Here is a 21,501-nt window from a genome sequence, read left to right as displayed (position 1 = left end):
CGACCGGAGGCCGGGGACCCGGGGCCGGCGGGCGCCTACCGCGCGACCAGCGCCCGGGCGGCCCCGGCGATGTGGGTACGGGAGATGCCGCACGCGTCGAGGAGTTCGTCGGTGGTGCCCGAGCCGGGCAGCTCCGTGACGGCGAGATGGGCGAAGGCCGGACGGGCCCCGTCCACGGCGAGGGCCGACAGGACGGCCTCGCCGAGCCCGCCCTCGGGGTGGTGGTCCTCGACGACGACGAGCGCGCCGGTCTCCCGGGCCGCGCGGGCGAGGGCGCCCACGTCGACGGGCTTGACCGAGTACAGGTCGACGACCCGGGCCCGCACGCCGTCGGCGGCGAGCTCCTCGGCGGCCGCCAGGCACTCGTGCAGGGTGACCCCGGCGCCGACGAGCGTGACCCGGTCGTCCGCGCTCTCGCGCAGGGTCTTCGACCCGCCCACCGGGAACGTCTCGTCGCCGTCGTAGAGGACGGGGTACGCCCCGCGGGTGGTGCGCAGATAGGAGATCCCGTCCAGGTCCGCCATGGCCGTGGTCAGGGCGGCCGCGGAGGTGGCGTCGGCGGGGTACAGCACGGTGGAGCCGAGGACGGCGCGCATCATGGCGAGGTCCTCCAGACCCATCTGCGAAGGGCCGTCCGCGCCGATCTCGACCCCGCAGTGCGTCCCGCACAGGGCCATCGTGATCCGGGAGACGGCGGCCATCCGGACGAAGTCGTGCGCGCGGGTGAGGAAGGCGGCGAAGGTCGTGGCGTACGGGCGGAAGCCGCGCACGGCCATGCCGACGGCGTCCGCGATCATCTGCTGCTCCGCGATGTACGTCTGGAAGTACCGCTCCGGGTGGGCCTTCCCGAACTCCTCGGCATGGGTGGAGTTGCCGACCTCGGCGTCCAGGGCGACGACCTCGGGGCGGGCGCCGAGGGCGGCCAGGGCGGCGCCGAAGGCGACCCGGGTGGCGACCTCCTCGCCGACCTCGTAGCGGGGCGGCTCCACCGGGCCGGAGTGCCAGCCGTCGGGGTGGGCGGGGCCGGAACGCTCGGGCGGGCGCGGGCCGCGCACCCGCAGGTCGCGGGCGCCGCCGAGCTCGTCGACGGCGCGTGCGGCCAGGTCCTCGGGGAGCGCCTTGCCGTGCCAGCCCGCCTTGTCCGCCACCTCCGCCACGCCACGGCCCTTGACGGTCCTGGCGACGACGACGGTGGGCGCCCGTCCGTCGGCGGCCTCGGTCAGGGCCAGGTCGATCGCTTCGAGGTCGTGGCCGTCGACCTCGATCGCCCGGCAGCCGAAGGCCTCGGCGCGGCGGGCGTACGCGTCGGTGTCCCACTCCAGCTCGGTGGGCCCGCTCTGACCGAGGCGGTTCACGTCGAGCAGGACGGTGAGGTTGGCCAGCCGGTGGTGCCCGGCCTTGTCGAGGGCCTCCCACACGGAGCCCTCGGCGGTCTCGCTGTCACCGCACAGCACCCACACCCGGGAGGACCGCCGCTCCAGGTCCCGGATCGCGAGCGCGATCCCCACCGCGTAGCCGATGCCCTGGCCGAGGGAGCCGGTGGCCACGTCCACCCAGGGCAGCTCGGGCGTGGGATGGCCTTGGAGACGGTGGCCGAAGCGGCGGTACGTCGTCATCAGCTCGTCGTCGCCGATCGCCCCGGCGGCCTTGAACATCGCGTACAGCAGGGGCGAGGCGTGCCCCTTGGAGAAGACCAGGTGGTCGCCGTCCGGGTTGTCGGGCGCCGCCCAGTCGTAGCGGAGGTGGCGGGCCATCAGCACCGCCATCAGGTCGGCCGCCGACAGGCTGGAGGTGGGGTGGCCGGAGCCCGCGGCCGTGCTGGCGCGCACCGAGTCCACCCGTAGCTGCTGGGCGAGTTCGAAGACCTGGGAGAGGTCGCTGTCGGGGCCGAGCGTGGTGGGGGTGGCGGGTGGTGCGGTCATGACCGGGTCCTTTCCGACCGTGCGGGGCCTCATGCCGCCTCCGCCCACCGGGACGGGCCGGCGTGCACGAGGGTGCCGTCAGTGCCCGAAGCGGAAATGGTGGCGGCGGGGACGCTGTCCCCCGGCGGCCGTGGTGTCGTCGTCCGTACGGGGCTCCGCGTCCCGCTCGTCGTAGGGATCGCGGCCCCGCAGGGAACGCGATTCCGCCGGCTCATGGGCGCGGTGTCCGAGGGCTCGGCGGCGCCGGGCCCGTGCGGCACCCGCCGCCATCATCGCGCAGGCGAGGCCGACGATCACGGCCAGCGCCATGCCGGCGAGGAAGATCGCGAGGCCGTTCATCGTGGCGATCCGGTTGTCCAGCATCATGACGGTCTGGTCGGGGCCTCCGGTGTTCTCCGAGATCACCAGCCCGATGAAGGCACCGGTCGCCCCGAGAAGCAGCAGACCCAGCAGGAACAGCATGGTCGTACGTCCTTCCGCTGACCGCCCCCGCCTTCGGCACGTTCCTCCGCCGCCCCACCCTCCTTCGGCCCCGCGTCTACCCGCGCGGTCCGGCACTCACGCGTGCGGGACGCGCACGGACGGCACCCAGGCGTACGGGGCCGGGCATCGGGTAGTCGGTCGGGAGGGAGAGGACGGGGACGGCGTCCCGTCCACCCCTCGGGCCCGGTCGACGGAAGGGCAGGGTCATGAACTCCAGCGACGGCACTTCCCGCGTGGTCGTGGGCGTCCACGACTCCGCGAGCCCGCTCCCGGGCCCGGTCAGCCGGCGGCGCGCCGTGCACGCGTCCTGTCCCGTCGCCATCGTCCGCGCGGACGCCCCGGGAGGGGCGGCCCCCGTGGACCTGACGCCCTGACTGCTCGTCCCGTACCGCGGAGGTCGGTTTCCCATGAACGCGTCGATGTCCCTCGTCCACGTCCCCGGCGGTCCTCTCCTGCTCCCCGCCGACGAAGTGACCCTCCTGCTGAGACACCTCGCCTCCCACTGGCTGGACTCGGCCGACGCCGACGACTCGGGCCTCGAACCGGAGACGGTCGAGGCGCTGGTCGGCGCGCTGACGGAGGTCGCCGACAGGATCGACGCCGAGTGCATCGCGCTCATGCCGCTCAGCGAGGAGGGAGAGGCCGGGAGGGACGGGGGCGTTCCACCGCCCCTGTGAGCCGAGGGCCGGAAGGAAGGAGGGCAGGATGCCGGAAGGCGAGGAGATCAGGATGAGCGAGCACCGGAAGCCACGTCCGGACGAGCCGCTTCCCCGGGACCCCGAGGACCAGCAGGCCATGGCGGACGACCCGCTGTCCGTTCCCGTCCCCGACGGGCACGGCGGGGGGAGGCCGCCGGACACCGACGAGGCCGGCACGGGCCCCCGGGACCGGCCGCGCGACGGCACCGTCCACCCCGGGCACCCCGCGCCGAGCGAGCCGGCCGACTGACAGGACGGGTGAGGTCGGTGGCACGGCCGGTACGGAAGGGAGACCCGCGTTCGGACCGGTCAGCCTGCCGGTCGGGCTCGACGACGTCATCAAGGGGTTCGACGCCGGGGGCGAGCACGTGGTGGTGGAGCCCGCCGGGCTCGCGCCGAGCCGCTCGAACCGGGGCCTCCGGGGCCTCTCGAAGGTCGAGCTGTACGACAAGGCCGCGGGCGCCGGGATACGGGGCCGCTCCACCATGACCCGCGACGAACTCGTCGAGGCCCTCGCCGCCCGACCCCGCCGCCCACGAGGGGTCGCGGACACGAACGCGCGAGTAGACTCCGGAGCGGACCCATCCACAGACTCCGGACGCCCGCACCCCCGGCGGGACGGAGGTCCACTTGACCGGTTCCGCCGACCCCACGACACCCCCGTCCGTCGCCCGTGCGGACCGCGGCTTCCCCGCCCTCGCCGCCGAGAACCGCTGGCTGCGCGACCAGCTCGCCCGACGCCACCTGCTCGACCTCGCCGCCGGCGCGCTCACCGCCCAGCTGCGGCTGTCCCCCTCCGAAGCGGCCGAGCACCTCTCCGCCCTCGCGCAGGCGACCGGCCTGTCCGCGGAGGACCTCGCCGCGGACATCGTGAACGCCGCCGCAGGCGACGGGGGGCCCGCCTTCGCCGTTCCCCCGGGGAGCGATCGCCCCGAGAACGAAGACGGGGCCTGCGAGCGCCCCGCAGAGGGGCGCCGGGCCCGCCGGACGGCAGCCGCCGCGGAGGCCGCCGACACGGTCGGCGAGGCGGCACGGACCCTCCTGGAGGAAGGCCTCGCCCCGCTCGGCGCGGACAGCCTCTGGCTGTGGCAGTGTGTCGACCGCGGCTGTCTGCGGCTCGCCGGCTCCGCGGGCGCGGGAGCCGCCGAGGCCGCCGCCTGGCAGTGGATCCCACCCGCCGCACCGGAGGCGTTCCGTACCGTCCTCGCCGAGAACACCCCGGTCTGGCTGGAGGAGGGCCCGCCCCCCGGTGAACCCCTGCCCGGGCCCTCCGCCCGCGCCGCCCGCGCCCTGCTCCCGCTGCGTCGGCGGGACAGGACCGTCGGCCTCGCACTCGTCGGCTGGCCGGGCCCGACGACGCTCGACGCGATGTCCCGTCGGGCCCTCACCGGGCTCATGGGCGTGGCGGGCACCGTGCTCGACACCGCCGGCTCGCCGCCGGTCGCCGTCCCCGTCCTCGTCGACGTGCTCGACTCCCTCGCCCAGCCGGCGATGCTGCTCGCCGTGCCCGGAACGCCGGGGGAGCCGACCGTGGAGCACCTCAACGACGAAGGGGTCGGCGCGCTCGGCGGCACCTCCTCGGGGCGTGACGCCTCCCTGGCGCGCGCCTTCCCCCTCGTCCACGCCGACCTGGCGCGCATGGCACGGCGCGCCACCGGCACCGCGCGCACCCAGCGGGCCGCCCGCCTGCCGCTGTCCGCCGCGCCCGGGGACCCGCCGCCGCTCCTCGACGTGCGGGTGCTGCCGGCCGGCGGGGAGCACGCCGTGGTGATGTGGCACACCGTGGGCGCGACCGGGCTCGCCGCGGCCCGGGCGGTCGCCCGGCTGCAGAGCGTCGCGCCCTTCCAGGACAGCCTGACCGGCGGCGGGACGGTGTGGTCGCCGGAGGCGTACGGCATCTTCGGGATGGCGCGGGACGAGCCGCCGGTGCCGCTCGCGGACCTGCGCGACCGGGTGCGCCCGGACGACCGGGAGGCCCTCGCCGACCTGGTGGCGACCGTGACCGAACGGCAGACGGGCGGGCAGACGGTCCTGCGAGTCGTGCTCCCCGACGGGACCGTGCGCCATGTGCGCGTGGCGGCCGAGCCGCTGATCGCGGAGGGCACCGTCACCGGCCTCGCCGGGGTGTACCAGGACGTGTCGGACAGCCGCAGGACCGAGGCCGCGCTCACCGCGACCTTCGACCACCTCACCGCGCTGCACGACCAGGCGGAGCTGCGCCACCAGCTGGCGCTCCAGCTCCAGCAGGCGATCGTGCCCGAGGTGCCCGGGCTCCAGGAGATGCCCGGGGACCTGGTGGTGGCCGCCCGGTACCGGCCGGCGGCGCAGGAGTACCGGGTCGGCGGCGACTGGTACGACGTGCTCGCGCTGCCCGGCGGCAAGATCCTCGTGGCCGTCGGCGACATCGCGGGGCACGGCATCGACGCCGTCACGGGCATGGTGGCGCTCCGCAACGCCCAGCGCGCGCTCGCCTTCACCGGCCACCCGCCCCGGCGGCTGATGGAGTGGCTCAACGAGGTGACCCTGCGCACGGGCGCCGGCCTCACGGCGACCGCCGTCTGCGCCCTGTACGACCCCGAGGACAGCGGCCTGCTCTGGACGAGCGCCGGACACCTGCCGATGGTGCTGCTCAGGGACGGCCGGGCGCGGCTGCTCGAACCGCCCCATGACCTCCTGCTCGGCGCGGTGCCCTCGTACGCCTACCGCGAGCAGCGGATCGGGCTGCGCCCCGGGGACACCCTGCTGCTGTACACCGACGGGCTGATCGAGCGCCGCCACGACGGCCTCGACGAGGGCGTGGCACGGCTCGCCGGCGAGGCGGAGCGGCTCGCGGGCCACGCGCCGGACACGCTCGTCGACGCCCTGCTCGCCACGGCGGCGGGGGACACCGACGACGACACCAGCATCGTCGCCGTACGGGTCCGGGGCCGCCCGTCGGCCCGTTGACGCCCGTCGTCCGGGCTTCTCCTCGGCAGGCGGGCGCGCTTCTCCTCAGCCGGTGAGCCAGGCGCGGATCTTGCCGGTCAGCTCCTCCTCGTCGACCGGCTTCGACACGTAGTCGTCGGCACCCGCCGCGAGGGCCTGGGCACGGTCGCCCGGCATCGCCTTCGCGGTGACCACGATGACGGGGAGACCCGCGCGGTCCGGCAGCCGCCTGATGGCCTTGATGGCCGAGTAGCCGTCCATCCCGGCCATCATGACGTCCATCAGCACGAGCGCGACCTCGTCGTGCGCGGCGAGCACGTCGAGACCGGCACGGCCGCCGTCGGCCGTGAGGACACGGAGCCCGCGCCCTTCCAGGACCGCGGTGAGGGCGTACACGTTGCGCGCGTCGTCGTCCACCACGAGGACGGTCCGGCCCGCCAGTCCGTCCGGGGACGCGGCGCCGTCCGGCCGGGCGGCGAAGGAGGAGCCGGGGACGGTCCGCGCCCGCGCGGTGGAGGCCGCGCCGGCCGCGGCGAGCTCCGCGGGCCGGGGCACCGGCAGGTAGAACGTGAAGGTGCTGCCGCGGCCGGCGACGCTCTGTGCCTGGATGGCCCCGCCGAGGAGGGCGGCCACCTCCCGGCTGATCGACAGTCCGAGGCCGGCGCCTCCGTGCCGCCGGGCGGCCGTGCCGTCGCCCTGCTGGAAGGCCTCGAAGACGTGCTGGAGCTGCTCGGCGGGGATGCCGATGCCGGTGTCGGCGACCCGGAAGGCGAGGACGTGTCCGGTCGCGGCCAGGGTCGGCGGTGTCTCGGCGGAGGAGGCGTGCTCGACGGTGAGCGACACCCGGCCCTCGTCGGTGAACTTCAGCGCGTTGGAGAGCAGGTTGCGCAGGATCTGGCGGATGCGCGCCTCGTCGTTGTTCAGCGCCTCGGGCACGTCGTCCGCCACGGTGACGGTGAACTCGAGGTGCCGCTCGTCGGCGACCGGACCGAACGTCGCCTCCAGGTACTCCACCAGCTGACGCAGGGGGAAGGACTCGCGCCGGATGTCCATCTTGCCGGCCTCGACCTTCGACAGGTCGAGGATGTCGTTGATCAGCTGGAGGAGGTCGGAGCCGGCGGAGTGGATGACCTCGGCGTAGTCGACCTGCTTCTCCGTCAGGTTCCCCTCGGCGTTCTGGGCGAGGAGCCGCGCGAGGATGAGCAGGCTGTTGAGCGGCGTGCGCAGCTCGTGGCTCATGTTGGCGAGGAACTCGGACTTGTACATGGAGGTACGGGACAGCTGCTGGGCCCGGGCCTCCAGCTCCTGGCGCGCCTGCTCGATGACCAGGTTCTTCGACTCGATGTCCTTGTTGCGCTCGGCCAGGAGTGCTGCCTGTTCCTTCAACTCCGCGTTGGAGCGCTGGAGTTCCTGCTGGCGGGTCTGCAGCTCCTTCGAGCGGGAGCGGAGCTCGTCGGCGAGCTGTCGGGACTGGCCGAGGAGCTCGTCGGTACGGAGGTTGGCGACCAGGGAGCTGAGGACGGCGCCCGCGCTGACCACGAACCGGTCGAGGAACTCCCGCCGCAGGGGCGAGAAGGGGTGCAGCGAGGCGAACTCGACGGCCCCGAGCACCTGTTCCTCGACCACGAGGGGCAGGACGATCAGCATGCCCGGGTCGCCGGAGCCCACTCCGGAGGCGACGGTGGCGTATCCGGCGGGCACGTGCTCGACCACGAGGGCGCGCCGGTCGTGGGCGGCCTGCCCGACGAGGGACTGGCCGAGGCGGAACCGGCGCGGCTCGGCGTCCGGGGCGTCGGGGGACCCGTACGAGGCGGTCATGACGAGCTCCGTGCCCCGCTCGCCCTCCTGGGCGAGGAAGAAGGCCCCGTACTGGGCGCCGATCAGTGGCGGCACCTCGGACATGATCAGTTCGGCGATCTCGGGCAGGCCGCGGGTGCCCTGGAGGAGACCGGTGATCCGGGCGAGGTTGGTCTGGAGCCAGTCCTGTTCCTCGTTGGCCCGGGTCGTGGCGCGCAGCGACTCGACCATCGAGTTGATGTTGTCGCGCAGGTCCCTGACCTCTCCGGGGGCGTCGACGGTGATCGACCGGGTCAGGTCGCCCTCGGCGACGGCGCTGGTGACCTCGGCGATGGCGCGGACCTGACGGGTCAGGTTCCCGGCGAGCTCGTTGACGTTCTCGGTGAGCCGCTTCCAGGTGCCGGAGACGCCCTCCACCTCGGCCTGGCCGCCCAGTTTGCCTTCCGTGCCGACCTCGCGGGCGACCCGGGTGACCTCGGCGGCGAAGGAGGACAGCTGGTCGACCATCGTGTTGATGGTGGTCTTGAGTTCGAGGATCTCTCCGCGCGCCGAGACGTCGATCCGGCTGGTCAGGTCGCCCTGGGCGACGGCGGTGGTGACCTGGGCGATGTTCCGCACCTGGTTGGTGAGGTTGTCGGCCATGGAGTTGACGTTGTCGGTGAGGTCCTTCCAGGTGCCGGAGACGCCGTGCACGGTGGCCTGGCCGCCGAGTTTGCCTTCCGTGCCGACCTCGCGGGCGACCCGGGTGACCTCCTCGGCGAAGGAGGACAGCCGGTCGACCATCGTGTTGATGGTCTCCTTCAGCTCCAGGATCTCGCCGCGCGCGTCCACCCGGATCTTCCGCGTGAGGTCTCCGCCGGCGACGGCCGTGGCGACCTGGGCTATGGACCGGACCTGGGAGGTGAGGTTGTCGGCCATCGTGTTGACGCCGGAGGTGAGCTCGCGCCACACCCCGCGCGAGCGGGGTTCGCGGATCCGGCCGCCGAGCAGCCCCTGGGCGCCGACCTCGTCGGCGACCCGGGTGACCTCGGAGGTGACCAGCGAGAGATGGCCGACCATGTCGTTGTAGACGCCGGCGATCTCGCCGAGGATGCCGCCCGCGGCGTCGGGGAGCCGGACGGACAGGTCTCCCTCCCGCACGGCGGTCAGCCCGGCGAGCAGCTGCCCGAGGCCGTCCTCACCGAGCTCCGTCTGCGGCGCCGCCGCCTCCGGGGTGGAACCGTGCTCTGTCATGAACGACCTCGCACAGGGAGAGTGGCGCGGGCCCGGGCGCAGGGCGCGCGGGGGTCCTGCATCACCCTCCACTCTAGGCCGTGTCCGGCGCGTCGGGTCGTGCCGTCACTTCCACCTCGAACCAGACGGCCTTGCCGGGGGGCCGGGGGACGCAGCCCCAGGCCGCCGCCAGCCGCTCCAGGAGATAGAGCCCGTGCCCGGAAGGGAGGCTGGGGTGGTGCCGTCCGTGGGGCCGGGGCCGTACCGGGCTCGTGTCGCTGACCTGCACCCAGAGTCGGCCGTCGGTGCCGTCGAGCCGCAGCTCGTACGGGACGCCGCCGTGGGTGAAGGCGTTGGTGACGATCTCGGAGACCAGCAGCAGGGTGTCCTCGACGGCCACCTGCCCCGGCGCCCCGGCTGCCCCGAACCATTCGCTCAGGGCCCGCTGGGCGAGATCACGGCACTCCCGTACCACCCCGTCACCTCCCGCCAGCTCGTAGCGGCGGGTACGAGTGGTCGTATGCCGGAGGTATGGGCCGGTCATGAGGGGCTGCTTCCCCGGAGTCGCCCCCCGAACCGCGCGGCGCGGAATCTTCCCCGCGTCAGTTCCCGGCACCGGTGTCCGCGAAGGCGGCGTCGGCGTCGTCGTACACCCGGAAGACGTTCAGCGCCCCGGTGATCTCGAAGATGCGACGCACCGGCGGCCGCAGCCCGGCCAGGTCCACCCGCCCTCCCTCGGTGAGCAGCCGCAGCCGCGTCCGCAGGAGCACGTTCAGGCCGGTCGAGTCGCAGAACCGCAGTCCCGCGCAGTCGACGACGACACGCGCGGCGCCCGTGCTCTCCTGCAACGCCTTCCGGAGGGGTTTCACGGTGTCGTGATCGAGCTCGCCGTCGAGTGTCACGAGGACGGTCCCGGGACGTCCGCCGTGCCGGCTCACCACCAGGAGACGGTCCTCCCGCGAGGCCCTCGCCTCTTCCGTTCGGCTTACAGCCTCCATGGGGCTCACCCGTCTCCTCGCGCATGAATCCGGATACCTCTGACGCCGGGTGCCTCCGGCGCCGACTGCCTCCGCGGCCGGAAGCTCCTACCCCACCCCTGCCCCTTTTATCCGGTTTATGACATTCGGGGCGTATTCGGTCCGCCGCGGGGTCTACGACTCCGCGCCCGGGGTAGCAGCCGGAGAGCAGGAGGGAGCCGAGCATGGACACCAAGGGGCAGGGCCGCCGCGTGGTGGTCGGGATCGACGGGTCTCCGGCCTCCTACGAGGCGCTGCGGTGGGCGGTACGCCATGCCCGGCTGATCGGGGCCGCCGTGGACGCGGTGGCGGCGTACGAGCTGCCCGGAGTCGCGGGCTGGTCGGCTCCGCCGGTGGAGACCGGCTTCGACGGCGCCCAGGCGGAGCGGGCGCTGGCCGACGAGATCCAGACCGTCCTCGTCGGAGCCGACGACGTGCCGCTGCGCGAGCACGTGGTGCGCGGCAATCCGGCCGAGGTCCTGACGGAGGCGGCGTCGGGCGCGGAGCTCCTCGTGGTGGGCAGCAGGGGCCGTGGCGGGTTCACCAGCCTGCTCCTGGGCTCCGTCAGCCAGCAGTGCGCCCTGCACGCGCCCTGCCCCGTCGTCATCGTCCGCCCGGACACCACCGAGAGGACGTGAGAACGTCATGGCACCCTTCGAGCTGACGCGCGTGAGCCTGGCCCAGGAGGAGCGGGGGACGGCCGTGCTGCCCCTGGACGGGGACGGCGACCCCGTCGAGCTGCCGGAGGGCGGGACGCTCAGCCTCGCCCTCGCCTTCCGCGTGGGCGAGGCGGTCGACGGACTGGTCTTCGAGGAGACCCGCAGATACGCCGGGAAAGTGATCGGCACGACCAGGACCACGCTCGGCGGATACCGGGCGGGCGGGCCGTACGAGGTCCACCTGCCGCCCGAGCGGCTGCCCGTCGGCCGGACGAACTGCGGCGTCTACGAGGTCACGGGCCGCTTCACCGACTCCACCGGGCGGGTGCTCGGCCGGGAGCACCACCGGTTCCGTCTCGTTCACCAACCGGTTCAGCAGCCGGTACGCGCCGCGCGCCCGCCGCGTACGCCCGCCGCCCCGCCGCCCGCGACGGACACCCCGAACGGCCCCGTCCCCGCGTGACCCGGCGCCCGCCCGAGCGGCGCCGACACAGGCCGCCGTACGCGCCGCGCCGACCCTTCGGTCCAGCCGGTACCGCGCCCGCCGGAGGCGCTCATGCCCGCTTTCCGGGGGCCGGGCGCCGGAGACCAGCAGCTCCACCGTACGGTCGGCGAGCACCGTGATCGTCAGGGAGGGGTTCGCGGCGCCCCGGAGGAGCTCCGCCGCGTGCCGCAGCGACTCCTCGTCGGGCACCGGCGTCCAGCCGCTCACGTCGAGGCTGGACGGCACCGTCCTGTGGGCGTACGTCGGAGGGCTGTACTCCAGCTCCTGGGCGTCGGCCGGAAGGATCAGCGCGGTCGGTGAGCCGCTTGGCCGACCGCCTCGAAGGCCGCCATCTGCTCGTACCGGACCTGGACGAACCGTGGCTCGTCACCGGCCCGCCCCAGGCGGCGAGGAGCCCGTTGACGCCGTCACCGGGATGACCGGAGGCGTGGGTGACGCCCCGTTTCCGCAGTCGTTCGAGGATCCGGTCCGACAGCCGCGGCCCGTTCACGGCACGCCTAGGCGTGCCCGACCCCGTCCTCGGTCCCCTGGTCGGGCGGCGGTCCCTTCTCGAACCGCACCGCGTCGCGGCGCAGGCGCCGGGCCGCCTCTCCGACCTCCTTACGGATCCTGGTCGCCACCTCGTCCATCGACTCCTCGGGCGGTGCCTGGGAGCGGTCGGGTTCGTCGTCCTCGTGATGCTGCTTCGCCACGTGACGGCGGCTGCCCCGGATCCCGGCGGCCATTCTTCGGACGGTCGGCCGATTCGGGCCGCGCGAGGGCCGGGTGGTCAGCCGTCCGTGCCGTCCGCCGCGTCGTCGTCCTGGAGGAGGCCGTCCTTGAGTTCGCCGAGGATGCGCGTGAGCAGCCGCGAGACGTGCATCTGGGAGAGGCCGATCCGGTGGCCTATCTCCGCCTGGGTGAGCTCCTCGCCGAAGCGGAGCTCCAGGATGCGCCGGTCGCGGTCGTCGAGGCGGGCGAGCAGCGGCCGCAGCGCCGTCAGCGACTCGATCAGCTCGTACGAGGGTTCCGAGCTGGCCAGGTGACGGGCGCCCGCACCGGGCGCGGCGTCCTCGTCGCCGGCGGGGATGTCCAGGGACCGGGCCGCGTAGCCGTGGGCCGCGAGCTGCCCCTCGGAGACCTCCTCCTCCGTGAGGTGCAGCCGTGCGGCCAGTTCCGCCCGGGTGGGGCGGCGTCCGAGGCCCTGTTCCAGGGCGTCGGCCGCCTTCGCGAGGTCGATCCGCAGCTCCTGGAGCCGGCGGGGGACCCGTACGGCCCAGCTGGTGTCGCGGAAGAACCGCTTCATCTCGCCGACGATGGTGGGCAGCGCGAAGGCGGAGAAGTCGACGGTGCGGTCGGGATCGAAGCGGTCGATCGCCTTGATCAGGCCGATCGTGCCGACCTGGACGATGTCCTCGGCGGGCTCGGCGCGGTTCCGGAACCTCCGGGCGGCGAACTTGACGAGGCTGAGGTTGAGCTCGACCAGGGTGTTGCGGACGTACGCGTACTCCGGTGTCCCCTCCTCCAGGGCCCGCAGCCGGGAGAACAGCGCGACGGACAGGGTCCGGGCGTCGTCCGTGGAGACGGCGGTCGGGCACACGGGCTCGGGCAGCCCGTCGAGCGCCGCCCGGCGGGTGGCGGCCCCCGTGGTGTCGGGGGCGGGGCCGGCGGTGGTGAGCAGGGTGTCGGAGCGTTCTCCGGCGGTGGACATGAGAGCTCCTTCGACGGGGGCGGTGGGCCTGCGCCGCGGCGGGAAGAGCAGCGGCGGGGTCCGTCGGTCGAGCGTCTTGAGGAAAGGATGCCCCTCTTGAGGCGGTTTGACACGAATCGCGGGGGAACCCGCAGAAACACGACGCGCCCGCGTCGGCGCGCAGGGAGCGGGAGGAGGTGTCCGCGATGGACGAGGCCCGGCTCTCGGCGCACGAGCGGCGCGTTCTGGCGGAGATCGAGGAGCAGCTGAATCAGGACGCGTCGCTCGCGCGCCGCCTGCGCACGATGCGACGGACCCCGCGCCTGCCCGTACCCTCGCTCGCCCGGGCCCGCCGCCACCTTCCCTCCCTCGGCGTCGTGGCGCTCGGCGTCATGACCCTCGTCCTGCTCGTCCTCGCGGTGGACACCGAGGCGCCGGAGCTCATCTGGGCGTTCGCCTCCGTATGGGTGCTGACCCTGGTCACGGCGCTGCTCCTGGCCATCCGCTGGGCGAAGCGCCGGGCGGCGGGGACGCGGACGGACGAGTGAGACGAAGGGCTCCGGCCCGACAGCCGCACACCGCCGCCCCGGAGGGTCCGGGGCGGCGGTGACATGATCTCGGGTTTCACGATCTCGGGGTTGCGGGTCCGCTCACCAGCGGTACCAACGGCCGCTGCCGCTCCTCAGCACGAAGCCGAGGACCCACACCACGAGCAGGGCGATGGCGATCCACCAGAGCACGTCAAGGGCGAATCCCGCGCCGAACAGCACCAGAATCACGAGGAGGACGAGAAGAAGGGGAACCATGGCTGCACCTCCGCTGCCTGCGGGGCCCGGCCGGTAGGTCTCGGCACGGGAACTCGGTAACAGCGCGGTTTCCCCCATCCTCGGAGAACATGCGGGGTGATACGTGAGGTTTGAGGCGACCGGTGCGGGTGAGGCGCAGAGATGGCGGGGGCAGCGACGCCGGAGAGGAAGCACATCGTGTCGTCCGACGGAAAACTCGACGGAAAGCTCGAAGGGAAGAGCGTTCTCGTCCTCACGACGAACTACGGGACGGAACAGGACGAGCTGCAGAAGCCCGTGGCCACCCTGCGGGAGAACGGCGCCCGTGTCACCGTCGCCGCGCAGAAGGACGAGTCCGTCCGGACCCTCGTCTCCGATCAGGAGCCAGGAGCGGTCGTCCAGCCGGACACGACCCTGGCGGAGGCGACGGCGGACGGATTCGACGCCGTGATCGTGCCCGGCGGCACCATCAACGCCGACCAGCTGCGGAGCGACGACGAGGCGCGACGTCTCGTCTCCGCCTTCGCCGAGGCGGGCAAACCCGTGGCCTCGATCTGTCACGGACCGTGGATCCTCGTGGACAGCGGCCTGGCCCAAGACCGCGAGCTGACCTCGTACCCGTCCCTCCGCCCCGACCTGGAGAACGCGGGCGGGACCTGGGTGGACAAGGAAGTCGTGGTCGACACCTCGGCGGGCCACACCCTGATCACCTCCCGCAGGCCCGACGACCTCGACGCCTTCGCCGCGGCGATCGTCGACGCCCTCGAAGGCGCCGGGAGGGCCGCGTGACCACCCGGTGACCTGACAGACCCAGCGACATGACAGGTGATGGCCATGACCACCGCACGCGACATCATGACCCCGGACGCGACCTGCGTCCGTTCGTCCGAGACCCTCGTCGACGCCGCACGGAAGATGGCCGAGCTCCGCGTCGGGGCGCTGCCGATCTGCGGCCCGGACGAGAAGCTGAAGGGCATGCTCACCGACCGCGACATCGTCGTGAAGTGCGTGGCCCTGGGCAAGGACCCGCAGCAGTGCACCGCCGGCGAGTTCGCCCAGAACGAGATCGTCACCGTCCGCGCGGACGACAGCGCCGAGCAGGTGATGAGCGTCATGAGCGAGCACCGGATCCGGCGGGTCCCCGTCATCGACGAGCACGTCCTCGTCGGCATCATCGCCCAGGCCGACGTCGCCCGCGCGATGCCCGACCCGCAGGTGGGCGACCTCCTCGGGATGGTCTCCGAGGAATCCTGAGTCCGGAAGACCGGCCCGGCACCACGGGGGCGCCCAGCCGCCGTCCACGGCGGACGGGGCGTCCCCGCGCCGCGCCCGCGGCACTCCGGGAGCCCCCGGTCACGCGGTCACGCGCCGTCACGGCGCGGCAGTACGTCCATCAGTTCGAGCAGGTACAGGAAGGCGTCCGCCATCGGCGAGCCCGCGGTGTCCTCGCGCACCCGCCCCCAGTCGATCCGCTCGCGCAGTCCCCGCGCCACCGGCAGCAGCGGGCCGAAGTCGCAGTGGTGCTCGGAGAGCGCGAGGAGCCGGCAGACCATGAGGTCGGTCGGCGCCAGCACCGGCATGTGCACCGAGTCCACCGGCAGGGTCGGGGCACGGGCGAGGAGCTCCGTCGTGACCGGCCGCCCGGCGAGCGAGAAGATCAGATCGATCTCCTCGCCGCCCGCGCGGGCCTTGACGAGCCAGTCCTCGGGCGGGTCGACGATCCGCACGCCGCGCTCCCGCAGGGCCTCCGTCACCACCTCGGCGTCCTCGCGCAGGATCGCGAAGTCCGTGTCGTGCTGGAGCCGGACCGGGATGCCGTGCGCGTACGCGGCGACACTGCCGACCAGGGCGAACGGGCGGCCGGACGCCTTCAGCACGGCCCCGACCTCCTTCGTCGTCTCCAGGATCGCCTGCGTGTGGTCGGGCGGCAGGGCGGGGGAGGGCGCGCGGGACGCGTGCGCGGGCGCGCTGCGCGGCGAGCCGTTCCGGGAGGATGCCGTTCCGCCCGCCTCCGGGCGTGCGGGCGGGCCTTCCATGAGGTTCATGGCCTGCTCCTCTTCTCGCAGCTGATCGCGATGGCCCTTGCGGAGGGGACCAGCGTCTACCCAACCCGAGGAACCCCATCCGCGCATGGTCGCCCGCCGGACCGTCGCCGGCGCGGTGCGGAAGTCGAGCAGCGTCGGCCGGCCCGCCGCGAGGGCCGTCCGCCCGCCGCGACCCTCTCCTGCCACGAGGCCCGGGGCGTCAGCAGGGCGAGGAGCCGGACGGCGCCCCGCGCGGACGGGGCGGCGCAGACGCCCACGTGACCGGAGAACGCGGCGTGCCCGACGGCCTCGAAAGCCGCCGTCTCCTCACGGCGCGCCCCCACGGGACACGGGTCGTCGTCCGCCCGCGCCCACGCCGACACCGGGCCGGCCGGGTCGGGACAGCCGAAGACACGGCACGCCCCTCAGGCCCGCAGACCGTCGAGGAGCACGCCCCCGACGGTCGCGCGGGTTCTCACGGACGGTTCCCGGACGGCTGCGGCAGGGGCGCGCGCAGGGCGCTCTCGCCCCGCGACCAGGCGTCCACCACACGGCCGCCGAGCCGGTCCTCCAGGAAGGAGGTCGCGGCGATGCCGAAGGCGACGTCGTCGGCGAGTTCCGGCTCGTCGTCGAGGAGGCCGCCGACGACCTCGCTGCGGACGACCTGCTCGTGGACGGCGTCGGCCTCCACGTGCTCCTCGTAGTACAGCTCCGCGGCCGGTCCGGCCCCGGTCCTGCGCAGCGCCGCGGCGATGCGGGCGGCGGCGGGCGGCGACGTCGTCTCCACGACGGCGAAGTGCCCCACGAGCGCCCCGCGCAGCCTCCGGTGCAGGCCGAACATCGACATCAGGTTCGAGGCCGCGAGGACCTCGGCGCCGGCCATGTCCACATGGCGCCCGTACGAGGGGTCGAGGCCCAGATCGGCCATCAGCTCCGCGTAGAGCCGGGAGTGCATGCGTTCGGGCCGCCCGCAGCCGTACTCGTCGTACTCGACGGCCACCATCGCCGCCTTGGCCCGGCCGTGCAGCCGGGGGATCACCCACAGGTGCGGATCGGCCTCCCGCAGCTGGTGCACGGAGCGCAGCGCGACGTACTCGCGCAGGTGCCACGGCTCGCCCGAGGAGGCCAGGAAGTGGGAGACGCCCGTGCCGTCGACCGGCTCCAGGAGGAGGGCGGCCAGCGCCTCGTCGACGCCCGCGTGGTGGCGGCAGTCGTGGCGCAGCGCGCTCTCGAAGCGGTGCTCCATGAGGGCCCGGACCCGGAGCAGACCGGGGTCCCATTCCAGGGTGTCGGGGACGTCCGCGAAGCCCTGGTAGTGGAGCTCGTAGCAGAGGTGGAGGGCGAGCTGGAGGTCCTCCCCGTACGGGGAGGAGCGCGCGATGTCCGCCGCCAGGGGCAGCCGGCCGCCGCCCAGCAGCCGGCTCCGGACCATGCGGGAGATCTCGCCTCGGGCCTCGGGCGCCTCGGGCCGTGCCGTGACGGTCGTAGGGAACGGCGTCATGAGGTCTCCTCCTCCCCGGCCGCGTCCCGCGCCGGGCGTGGGGCGCCCCGGGCCGCCTTCGGCGCGCCGGTGCGGCTGCGGAGGCGCGGGCGGTGGCTGGTGTCGCAGAACGGCGCCCGCAGGCTCCGCCGACAGGTGCACAGGGCCATGACGGGCCGGTCGCAGCGGATCACCGAACCGTCCGGCATGACGATCTCCGCGGGCCCCTCCACGAGCAGCGGCCCCTCGGGGAGGGGACGGAACCGGGGCGGGGACGTCCGGGGCCGGGCGCTGCCCGGGCCGTCCGGTCCGTCGTCCACCGGGATCCTCACCCTCGGGGCGCCCTCGTTCGGGGAAGCAGACATCACACACACCACCCATCAGTTCGGAATGCGTCGGTACCGCGCGACTGCCCGGCTCCCGGGCTTCGAATCACCGCCGGCACGCGCGGATCACCACGAGCTGCTCCGTACGCGTCCCCGGCGGGACCAGGCCCCGGGCCGCGAACCATTCGGCGCGGGCCGACATCACCGGGCCGAACGGCTCGGTGCGCCGCTCGACGACACGGGCCCACAGCCCGGCGCGCCCGAGCGCGTCGAGCGTGGGGCCGATCCCGGAGAGCGAGGACTGGACGAGCAGCAGCACTCCGGAGGGCGTCAGGAGGCGGGGCGCCCGCGCACAGACCCGGTCGAGGAGCAGCCGGCCGTCGGACCCGGCGTCCCAGCTCCGGCGGGCGCCGCGCGCGGGCAGCCGCGGGTCCTCGCTCGGTACGTACGGCGGGTTCACGGTGACGAGATCGAAGCGCTCCCGCCCCACCGGCCCGTCCAGGTCGCCGCGCAGCGCCCGGATCCGGCAGCCGTGCAGCAGCGCGTTGAGCCGGGAGGAGGCGATCGCGGCGCGCGAGATGTCGACGGCGGTGGCCCGCGCGCCCCGCAGGGCGGCGGCGACCGCGACGATGCCCGTGCCCGTGCACAGGTCGAGCGAGCGGACGCCGGGCCGCAGTTCCTCGCGCTCCACCTGCTCCACCAGGAGCCCGGTGTCCGCCTGGGGCGCGTACACGCCGGGAAGCCGGCACACCCGCAGGCCGGCCGGCTGTTCCCCGGCGGGAGCGGAGCGGCGTACGGAGACGGGGAAACCCATGGGATCAGCTCCTCACCGTGGCGGCGGCCAGCGCGTCGACCACCGCGCTGAACCGGCCGTGCCGACGGAAGACGTCCCGCTGACGGGCGGCGCCGCCGCCGTCCGTGCGGATCCGCTCCCACTGCTCGCACACCCAGTCGGTGTCGCCGGTGGCGTCGAGGCCCGGCCGGGCGAGGACGATCAGCGCGTCGAGGAGCCTCGTGGCGGGCCGCTCCCGGCCGTCGACCGGATCGAGACCGATGCCCGTGAGGCCCTGCGAGGCGGCGAGCCGATGGGCCCTGAGCAGGGTCGGGCCGGGAATCACGGGCGGGGGGACGCCGGCGTCGACGCGGGACAGCAAGGTGGCGGCGAGACCGCGGACCAGGATCGCCAGCAGCACCACCGTGTCGAGTTCCGCGTTGGCGTCGGCGACCCGGATCTCCAGGGTCGGCACGTGCTCCGAGGGCCGGGCGTGCCAGTACACCATGCGGTTGTCGAGGAGCGTGCCGTCCCTGACCAGGCGGGCGACGTGGGCGAGGTACTGGGGCTCGTCGAGGACCGGGGTCGGGCCGACGGTCGGCCACCGCGCGTGCTCGACGGCGCGCCAGCTCTGGTAGCCGGTGTCGTGCCGGCCGGCGTAGGGCGAGTTCCCCGCCAGCGCCTGGAGCACGGGCAGCCACGGCCGCATGTGCTGGGCGAGCGCGAGGGCGCGCTCGCGGTCCAGCGTCCCGATGTGGACGTGGCAGCCGCAGACGAGCCCGTCGTCGCGCGCGACGCCGTCCGCGCGGGTGACCAGCGAGGCGAAGCGGCTGGCCATCAGCCGGTACCGCTCGGTGTCGGTCACCGTCAGCGGCTCCTCGGGCGGCAGTACGGGAGTGCCGCAGGCGACCGGCATGCAGTGCACGTCGCGCGCGGCCGCGCCCACCGTCGCACGCAGCCAGGAGAGTTCGTCGCGCAGGTCCCGGCGGCTCGCCGTGGCCCGCGTGCAGATCTCGATCTGCGCGTTGAAGAACTCGGTCTGCACCTGCCCGCCGAGTTCGCCGACCGCCCGCCGGATGACCTCCGGCGCCCGGTTGACCGGAGCCCGTGTCACCTGGTCGACCAACACGAACTCTTCCTCGACACCCATCGTCAGGATCTTCATCTCGAGCTCCTCCTCGCCTCGGCGCGCGACTACCCGCCTCCGGGCCCGGCATGCCGCCGCCCCGCCCGCGCCCGCCCGGCATGGCGCCCCCCGCCCGCGGCCGGCTGCCGTGCGCGGCCGGTCGCGCACGGCCGTTCCGGCGCGGAGCTGTGCGCGGCCGTTTCCGCGTGGCGCCCGGCGGGCACACGCCCGCGCGTCAGCGGCATGCTCCGGCACCCGCCGGACGGGCCCGCTGCCGGGAGGTGCGCGATGGCCGGTACCGGCGACCGGGGGACCGCCCCCGAGGCGTACGACGCCACGCCCTATCTGCCGGGCCGCGGCGGACTCCCGGCGCACCGCGAGGCGGCGGCGGAGTGCCGGGGCTGCCCCCTCCACCGCGACGCCACCGGGACGGTCTTCGGCCGGGGCGCCCCGGACGCGCGGCTGATGCTGGTCGGCGAGCAGCCCGGCGACCAGGAGGACCGCGAGGGCCTCCCCTTCGTGGGACCCGCCGGACGGCTGCTCCACCGTGCCCTGGCGGAGGCGGGGATCGACGAGGAGGACCTGTACGTCACCAACGCGGTCAAGCACTTCAAGTTCGCCCGCGACGAGGCCCGGGGCCGGCGCATCCACAAGACGCCCACCGTGCGCGAGACCCGCGCCTGCCGGCCCTGGCTCATGGCCGAACTCCGGCTCGTCTCGCCCGAGCTGGTCGTGGCCTTGGGGGCCACCGCGGGGCGGGCCCTGCTCGGGCCCTCCTTCCGGGTCGGCACCGACCGGGGCGTACCGAGACCGCTGCCCGACGCGGAGGACGGCACCCGGGTCCTCGCGACCGTGCACCCCTCGGCCGTACTGCGCGCGCGGGACCGGAAGGAGATGTACGCGGGGCTCGTCGCCGACCTCCGTACCGCCGCGGACGCCCTCTGAGCACACGTCGTCGAGCCCGCGGGGCCGGCTGTCGGATTCCGGCTGATTCGGCTCCGCGGGAGCGGGCAGTCGCGGAGTGAGGGGGTACGGCCGGAAGGAGGCGGGCCCCGTGCGAGGGAACGCCGAGGGCAGCAGGACGGCACGGGGCCGGGGACTCGGCGACGAGGAGTTCCGGTCGCTGACGAGAGAGGCGCACGCCGAGGTGCGGCGCCGCTTCCTCGGCCGACCGCCCCGGGCGGAGCCCGACTTCGCCCTCCGTACCCAGCACGCCGAGTTCGGGGCGGCCGCCCACTGACGGCGGCCCGGTACCCGGCCCGCAATGCCGTGACGACGTGAAGGAGGCCGCAGCATGAGCAAGGTCGAGCAGACGATCGATGTGGACGTTCCGCTGCGGAACGTGTACGACCAGTGGACGCAGTTCGAGGAGTTCCCGCGCTTCATGGAGGGCGTCGAGGACGTCCGGCAGATCGACGACCGGCACTGTCACTGGCAGACCAAGATCGCCGGGGTCCGGCGGGAGTTCGACACCGAGATCGTCGACCAGCTCCCGGACCAGCGCATCGCCTGGCGCACCATGGGAGGCGACGTCCGGCAGATGGGCGTCGTCAGCTTCCAGCCGCTGGACGAGGCGCACACCCGGGTACGGCTCGCGATGGACGTGGAGCCCGAGGGCATGGCGGAGAAGGCCGCCGACGCGATGGGAGTGCTCGACCGCCGGGTCAAGGGCGACCTCAAGCGGTTCAAGGGCTTCATCGAGGAGCACGGGGACGCGACCGGCGGCTGGCGCGGCCGGATCCGCCCCCAGGACGCCGGCACCGCGCCCGCCGGGGGCGCCGGAACCATGGGGACGGAGCGGCCCATGGGGACCGACCCCTCCATGGGAGACCGGTCCATGGGAGACCGCTCCATGGGGTCCGACCCCTCCATGGGAGACCGGTCCATGGGGACCGACCCCTCCATGGAGTCCACTCAGAAGGGCCCTGACGCGATGAAGGAGCCGCCCGGGCCGGTGGAGACGCCCGGACGGACGAGCCCGGCCCGGGAGACGGAGTCCTGGTCGCTGCCGCCGGACGACGAGCCGGGCATGCGCTGACGACCCCCTCCCGCCCCGCGGTGGAAAGGGCCGGCTCTCCGAGCCGGCCCTTTCCCGTTTCGGA

General features: G+C 74.2%; 24 protein-coding genes and 2 pseudogenes. 12 read left to right on the top strand and 14 right to left on the bottom strand.

Going from position 1 to position 21,501, the window contains the following annotated elements; all coding sequences use genetic code 11:
* Nucleotides 1-35 precede the first annotated feature (35 nt).
* Complete coding sequence (locus ABZ318_RS00845) at nucleotides 36-1,922, bottom strand: transketolase (RefSeq protein ID WP_356900331.1); 1,887 nt, start codon at nucleotides 1,920-1,922, stop codon at nucleotides 36-38.
* Between the two features lie 78 nt (nucleotides 1,923-2,000).
* On the bottom strand, nucleotides 2,001-2,384 hold the full coding sequence (locus ABZ318_RS00840) for a hypothetical protein (protein WP_356900330.1): 384 nt from the start codon (nucleotides 2,382-2,384) through the stop codon (nucleotides 2,001-2,003).
* Between the two features lie 227 nt (nucleotides 2,385-2,611).
* On the opposite strand from ABZ318_RS00840, the gene ABZ318_RS00835 reads away from it, so the two are divergent.
* The 4 genes from ABZ318_RS00835 to ABZ318_RS00820 all read left to right on the top strand — a co-directional run bounded on the left by ABZ318_RS00835 (nucleotide 2,612) and on the right by ABZ318_RS00820 (nucleotide 6,049).
* Nucleotides 2,612-2,779 (top strand): hypothetical protein, encoded by a 168-nt coding sequence (locus ABZ318_RS00835; RefSeq protein WP_356900329.1) that lies wholly within the window; start codon nucleotides 2,612-2,614, stop codon nucleotides 2,777-2,779.
* Between the two features lie 33 nt (nucleotides 2,780-2,812).
* On the top strand, nucleotides 2,813-3,082 hold the full coding sequence (locus ABZ318_RS00830; RefSeq protein WP_123456414.1) for a DUF6213 family protein: 270 nt from the start codon (nucleotides 2,813-2,815) through the stop codon (nucleotides 3,080-3,082).
* A gap of 52 nt (nucleotides 3,083-3,134) precedes the next feature.
* A complete protein-coding gene (locus ABZ318_RS00825; RefSeq protein ID WP_356900328.1) occupies nucleotides 3,135-3,353 on the top strand; it encodes a hypothetical protein in 219 nt (72 codons plus the stop codon).
* A 380-nt stretch (nucleotides 3,354-3,733) separates the two neighbouring features.
* Nucleotides 3,734-6,049, top strand: coding sequence for a SpoIIE family protein phosphatase (locus ABZ318_RS00820; protein WP_356900327.1), 2,316 nt, complete (start codon nucleotides 3,734-3,736; stop codon nucleotides 6,047-6,049).
* A 45-nt stretch (nucleotides 6,050-6,094) separates the two neighbouring features.
* Here the strand turns inward: ABZ318_RS00820 and ABZ318_RS00815 are convergent, their stop codons facing one another.
* The 3 genes from ABZ318_RS00815 to ABZ318_RS00805 form a co-directional block, all read right to left on the bottom strand.
* The gene (locus ABZ318_RS00815) at nucleotides 6,095-9,058 is read right to left on the bottom strand and encodes a HAMP domain-containing protein (RefSeq protein WP_356900326.1); all 2,964 of its coding nucleotides are present in this window, start codon (nucleotides 9,056-9,058) and stop codon (nucleotides 6,095-6,097) included.
* 73 nt (nucleotides 9,059-9,131) lie between these two features.
* The gene (locus ABZ318_RS00810; RefSeq protein WP_356900325.1) at nucleotides 9,132-9,581 is read right to left on the bottom strand and encodes an ATP-binding protein; all 450 of its coding nucleotides are present in this window, start codon (nucleotides 9,579-9,581) and stop codon (nucleotides 9,132-9,134) included.
* A 58-nt stretch (nucleotides 9,582-9,639) separates the two neighbouring features.
* Nucleotides 9,640-10,035: an STAS domain-containing protein gene (locus ABZ318_RS00805; protein WP_356900324.1), complete on the bottom strand. Its 396-nt coding sequence runs from the start codon at nucleotides 10,033-10,035 to the stop codon at nucleotides 9,640-9,642.
* Between the two features lie 203 nt (nucleotides 10,036-10,238).
* On the opposite strand from ABZ318_RS00805, the gene ABZ318_RS00800 reads away from it, so the two are divergent.
* Entirely contained in the window at nucleotides 10,239-10,691 is a 453-nt protein-coding gene (locus ABZ318_RS00800) for a universal stress protein (protein WP_356900323.1), read from the top strand.
* A 7-nt stretch (nucleotides 10,692-10,698) separates the two neighbouring features.
* Entirely contained in the window at nucleotides 10,699-11,175 is a 477-nt protein-coding gene (locus ABZ318_RS00795) for a hypothetical protein (RefSeq protein WP_356900322.1), read from the top strand.
* Nucleotides 11,176-11,364: 189 nt separating this feature from the next.
* Here the strand turns inward: ABZ318_RS00795 and ABZ318_RS00790 are convergent.
* From ABZ318_RS00790 to ABZ318_RS00780, 3 genes and pseudogenes are all read right to left on the bottom strand, one after another.
* Nucleotides 11,365-11,707 (bottom strand): annotated as a pseudogene (locus tag ABZ318_RS00790) (thiamine pyrophosphate-binding protein); the annotation flags it as partial.
* A gap of 7 nt (nucleotides 11,708-11,714) precedes the next feature.
* Nucleotides 11,715-11,942 (bottom strand): hypothetical protein, encoded by a 228-nt coding sequence (locus tag ABZ318_RS00785; protein WP_356900321.1) that lies wholly within the window; start codon nucleotides 11,940-11,942, stop codon nucleotides 11,715-11,717.
* 44 nt (nucleotides 11,943-11,986) lie between these two features.
* Nucleotides 11,987-12,907 carry a SigB/SigF/SigG family RNA polymerase sigma factor gene (locus ABZ318_RS00780; protein ID WP_356900320.1) on the bottom strand — a complete coding sequence of 307 codons (921 nt, stop codon included), beginning with the start codon at nucleotides 12,905-12,907 and terminating at the stop codon, nucleotides 11,987-11,989.
* A gap of 185 nt (nucleotides 12,908-13,092) precedes the next feature.
* Between ABZ318_RS00780 and ABZ318_RS00775 the strand changes: the two genes are divergently transcribed.
* The gene (locus ABZ318_RS00775) at nucleotides 13,093-13,434 is read left to right on the top strand and encodes a DUF3040 domain-containing protein (protein WP_356900391.1); all 342 of its coding nucleotides are present in this window, start codon (nucleotides 13,093-13,095) and stop codon (nucleotides 13,432-13,434) included.
* 102 nt (nucleotides 13,435-13,536) lie between these two features.
* Here ABZ318_RS00775 and ABZ318_RS00770 read toward each other — a convergent pair whose 3' ends face one another.
* Nucleotides 13,537-13,692: a hydrophobic protein gene (locus tag ABZ318_RS00770; protein ID WP_356900319.1), complete on the bottom strand. Its 156-nt coding sequence runs from the start codon at nucleotides 13,690-13,692 to the stop codon at nucleotides 13,537-13,539.
* A 177-nt stretch (nucleotides 13,693-13,869) separates the two neighbouring features.
* Here ABZ318_RS00770 and ABZ318_RS00765 point away from each other — a divergent pair, with 177 nt between their 5' ends.
* Together ABZ318_RS00765 and ABZ318_RS00760 are read left to right on the top strand one after the other, a co-directional pair.
* Entirely contained in the window at nucleotides 13,870-14,460 is a 591-nt protein-coding gene (locus tag ABZ318_RS00765; protein ID WP_356900318.1) for a type 1 glutamine amidotransferase domain-containing protein, read from the top strand.
* A gap of 45 nt (nucleotides 14,461-14,505) precedes the next feature.
* A complete protein-coding gene (locus tag ABZ318_RS00760; RefSeq protein ID WP_356900317.1) occupies nucleotides 14,506-14,925 on the top strand; it encodes a CBS domain-containing protein in 420 nt (139 codons plus the stop codon).
* A 107-nt stretch (nucleotides 14,926-15,032) separates the two neighbouring features.
* Here the strand turns inward: ABZ318_RS00760 and ABZ318_RS00755 are convergent, their stop codons facing one another.
* From ABZ318_RS00755 to ABZ318_RS00735, 5 genes are all read right to left on the bottom strand, one after another.
* Entirely contained in the window at nucleotides 15,033-15,716 is a 684-nt protein-coding gene (locus ABZ318_RS00755; protein ID WP_356900316.1) for a nucleotidyltransferase family protein, read from the bottom strand.
* A 454-nt stretch (nucleotides 15,717-16,170) separates the two neighbouring features.
* Entirely contained in the window at nucleotides 16,171-17,196 is a 1,026-nt protein-coding gene (locus ABZ318_RS00750; protein ID WP_356900315.1) for an iron-containing redox enzyme family protein, read from the bottom strand.
* Entirely contained in the window at nucleotides 17,193-17,540 is a 348-nt protein-coding gene (locus tag ABZ318_RS00745; protein WP_356900314.1) for a CDGSH iron-sulfur domain-containing protein, read from the bottom strand. Before ABZ318_RS00745 ends, ABZ318_RS00750 begins: the two co-directional genes overlap by 4 nt.
* Nucleotides 17,541-17,607: 67 nt before the next feature.
* The gene (locus ABZ318_RS00740; protein ID WP_356900313.1) at nucleotides 17,608-18,315 is read right to left on the bottom strand and encodes a HemK2/MTQ2 family protein methyltransferase; all 708 of its coding nucleotides are present in this window, start codon (nucleotides 18,313-18,315) and stop codon (nucleotides 17,608-17,610) included.
* A gap of 4 nt (nucleotides 18,316-18,319) precedes the next feature.
* The gene (locus ABZ318_RS00735; protein ID WP_356900312.1) at nucleotides 18,320-19,438 is read right to left on the bottom strand and encodes a glutamate--cysteine ligase; all 1,119 of its coding nucleotides are present in this window, start codon (nucleotides 19,436-19,438) and stop codon (nucleotides 18,320-18,322) included.
* 249 nt (nucleotides 19,439-19,687) lie between these two features.
* Between ABZ318_RS00735 and ABZ318_RS00730 the strand changes: the two genes are divergently transcribed.
* The 3 genes and pseudogenes from ABZ318_RS00730 to ABZ318_RS00720 form a co-directional block, all read left to right on the top strand.
* A complete protein-coding gene (locus ABZ318_RS00730) occupies nucleotides 19,688-20,344 on the top strand; it encodes a UdgX family uracil-DNA binding protein (protein ID WP_356900311.1) in 657 nt (218 codons plus the stop codon).
* A gap of 109 nt (nucleotides 20,345-20,453) precedes the next feature.
* Nucleotides 20,454-20,639 (top strand): hypothetical protein, encoded by a 186-nt coding sequence (locus ABZ318_RS00725; RefSeq protein WP_356900310.1) that lies wholly within the window; start codon nucleotides 20,454-20,456, stop codon nucleotides 20,637-20,639.
* 54 nt (nucleotides 20,640-20,693) lie between these two features.
* A pseudogene (locus ABZ318_RS00720) lies at nucleotides 20,694-21,152 on the top strand (SRPBCC family protein); the annotation flags it as partial.
* Between the last annotated feature and the right edge of the window lie 349 nt (nucleotides 21,153-21,501).

The sequence above is a fragment of the Streptomyces sp. NPDC006197 genome, assembly GCF_040613865.1.
Taxonomy (GTDB): domain Bacteria; phylum Actinomycetota; class Actinomycetes; order Streptomycetales; family Streptomycetaceae; genus Streptomyces.
Note: the sequence above shows the minus strand (reverse complement) of the source record. Positions and strands in the feature narration are given on the sequence as shown.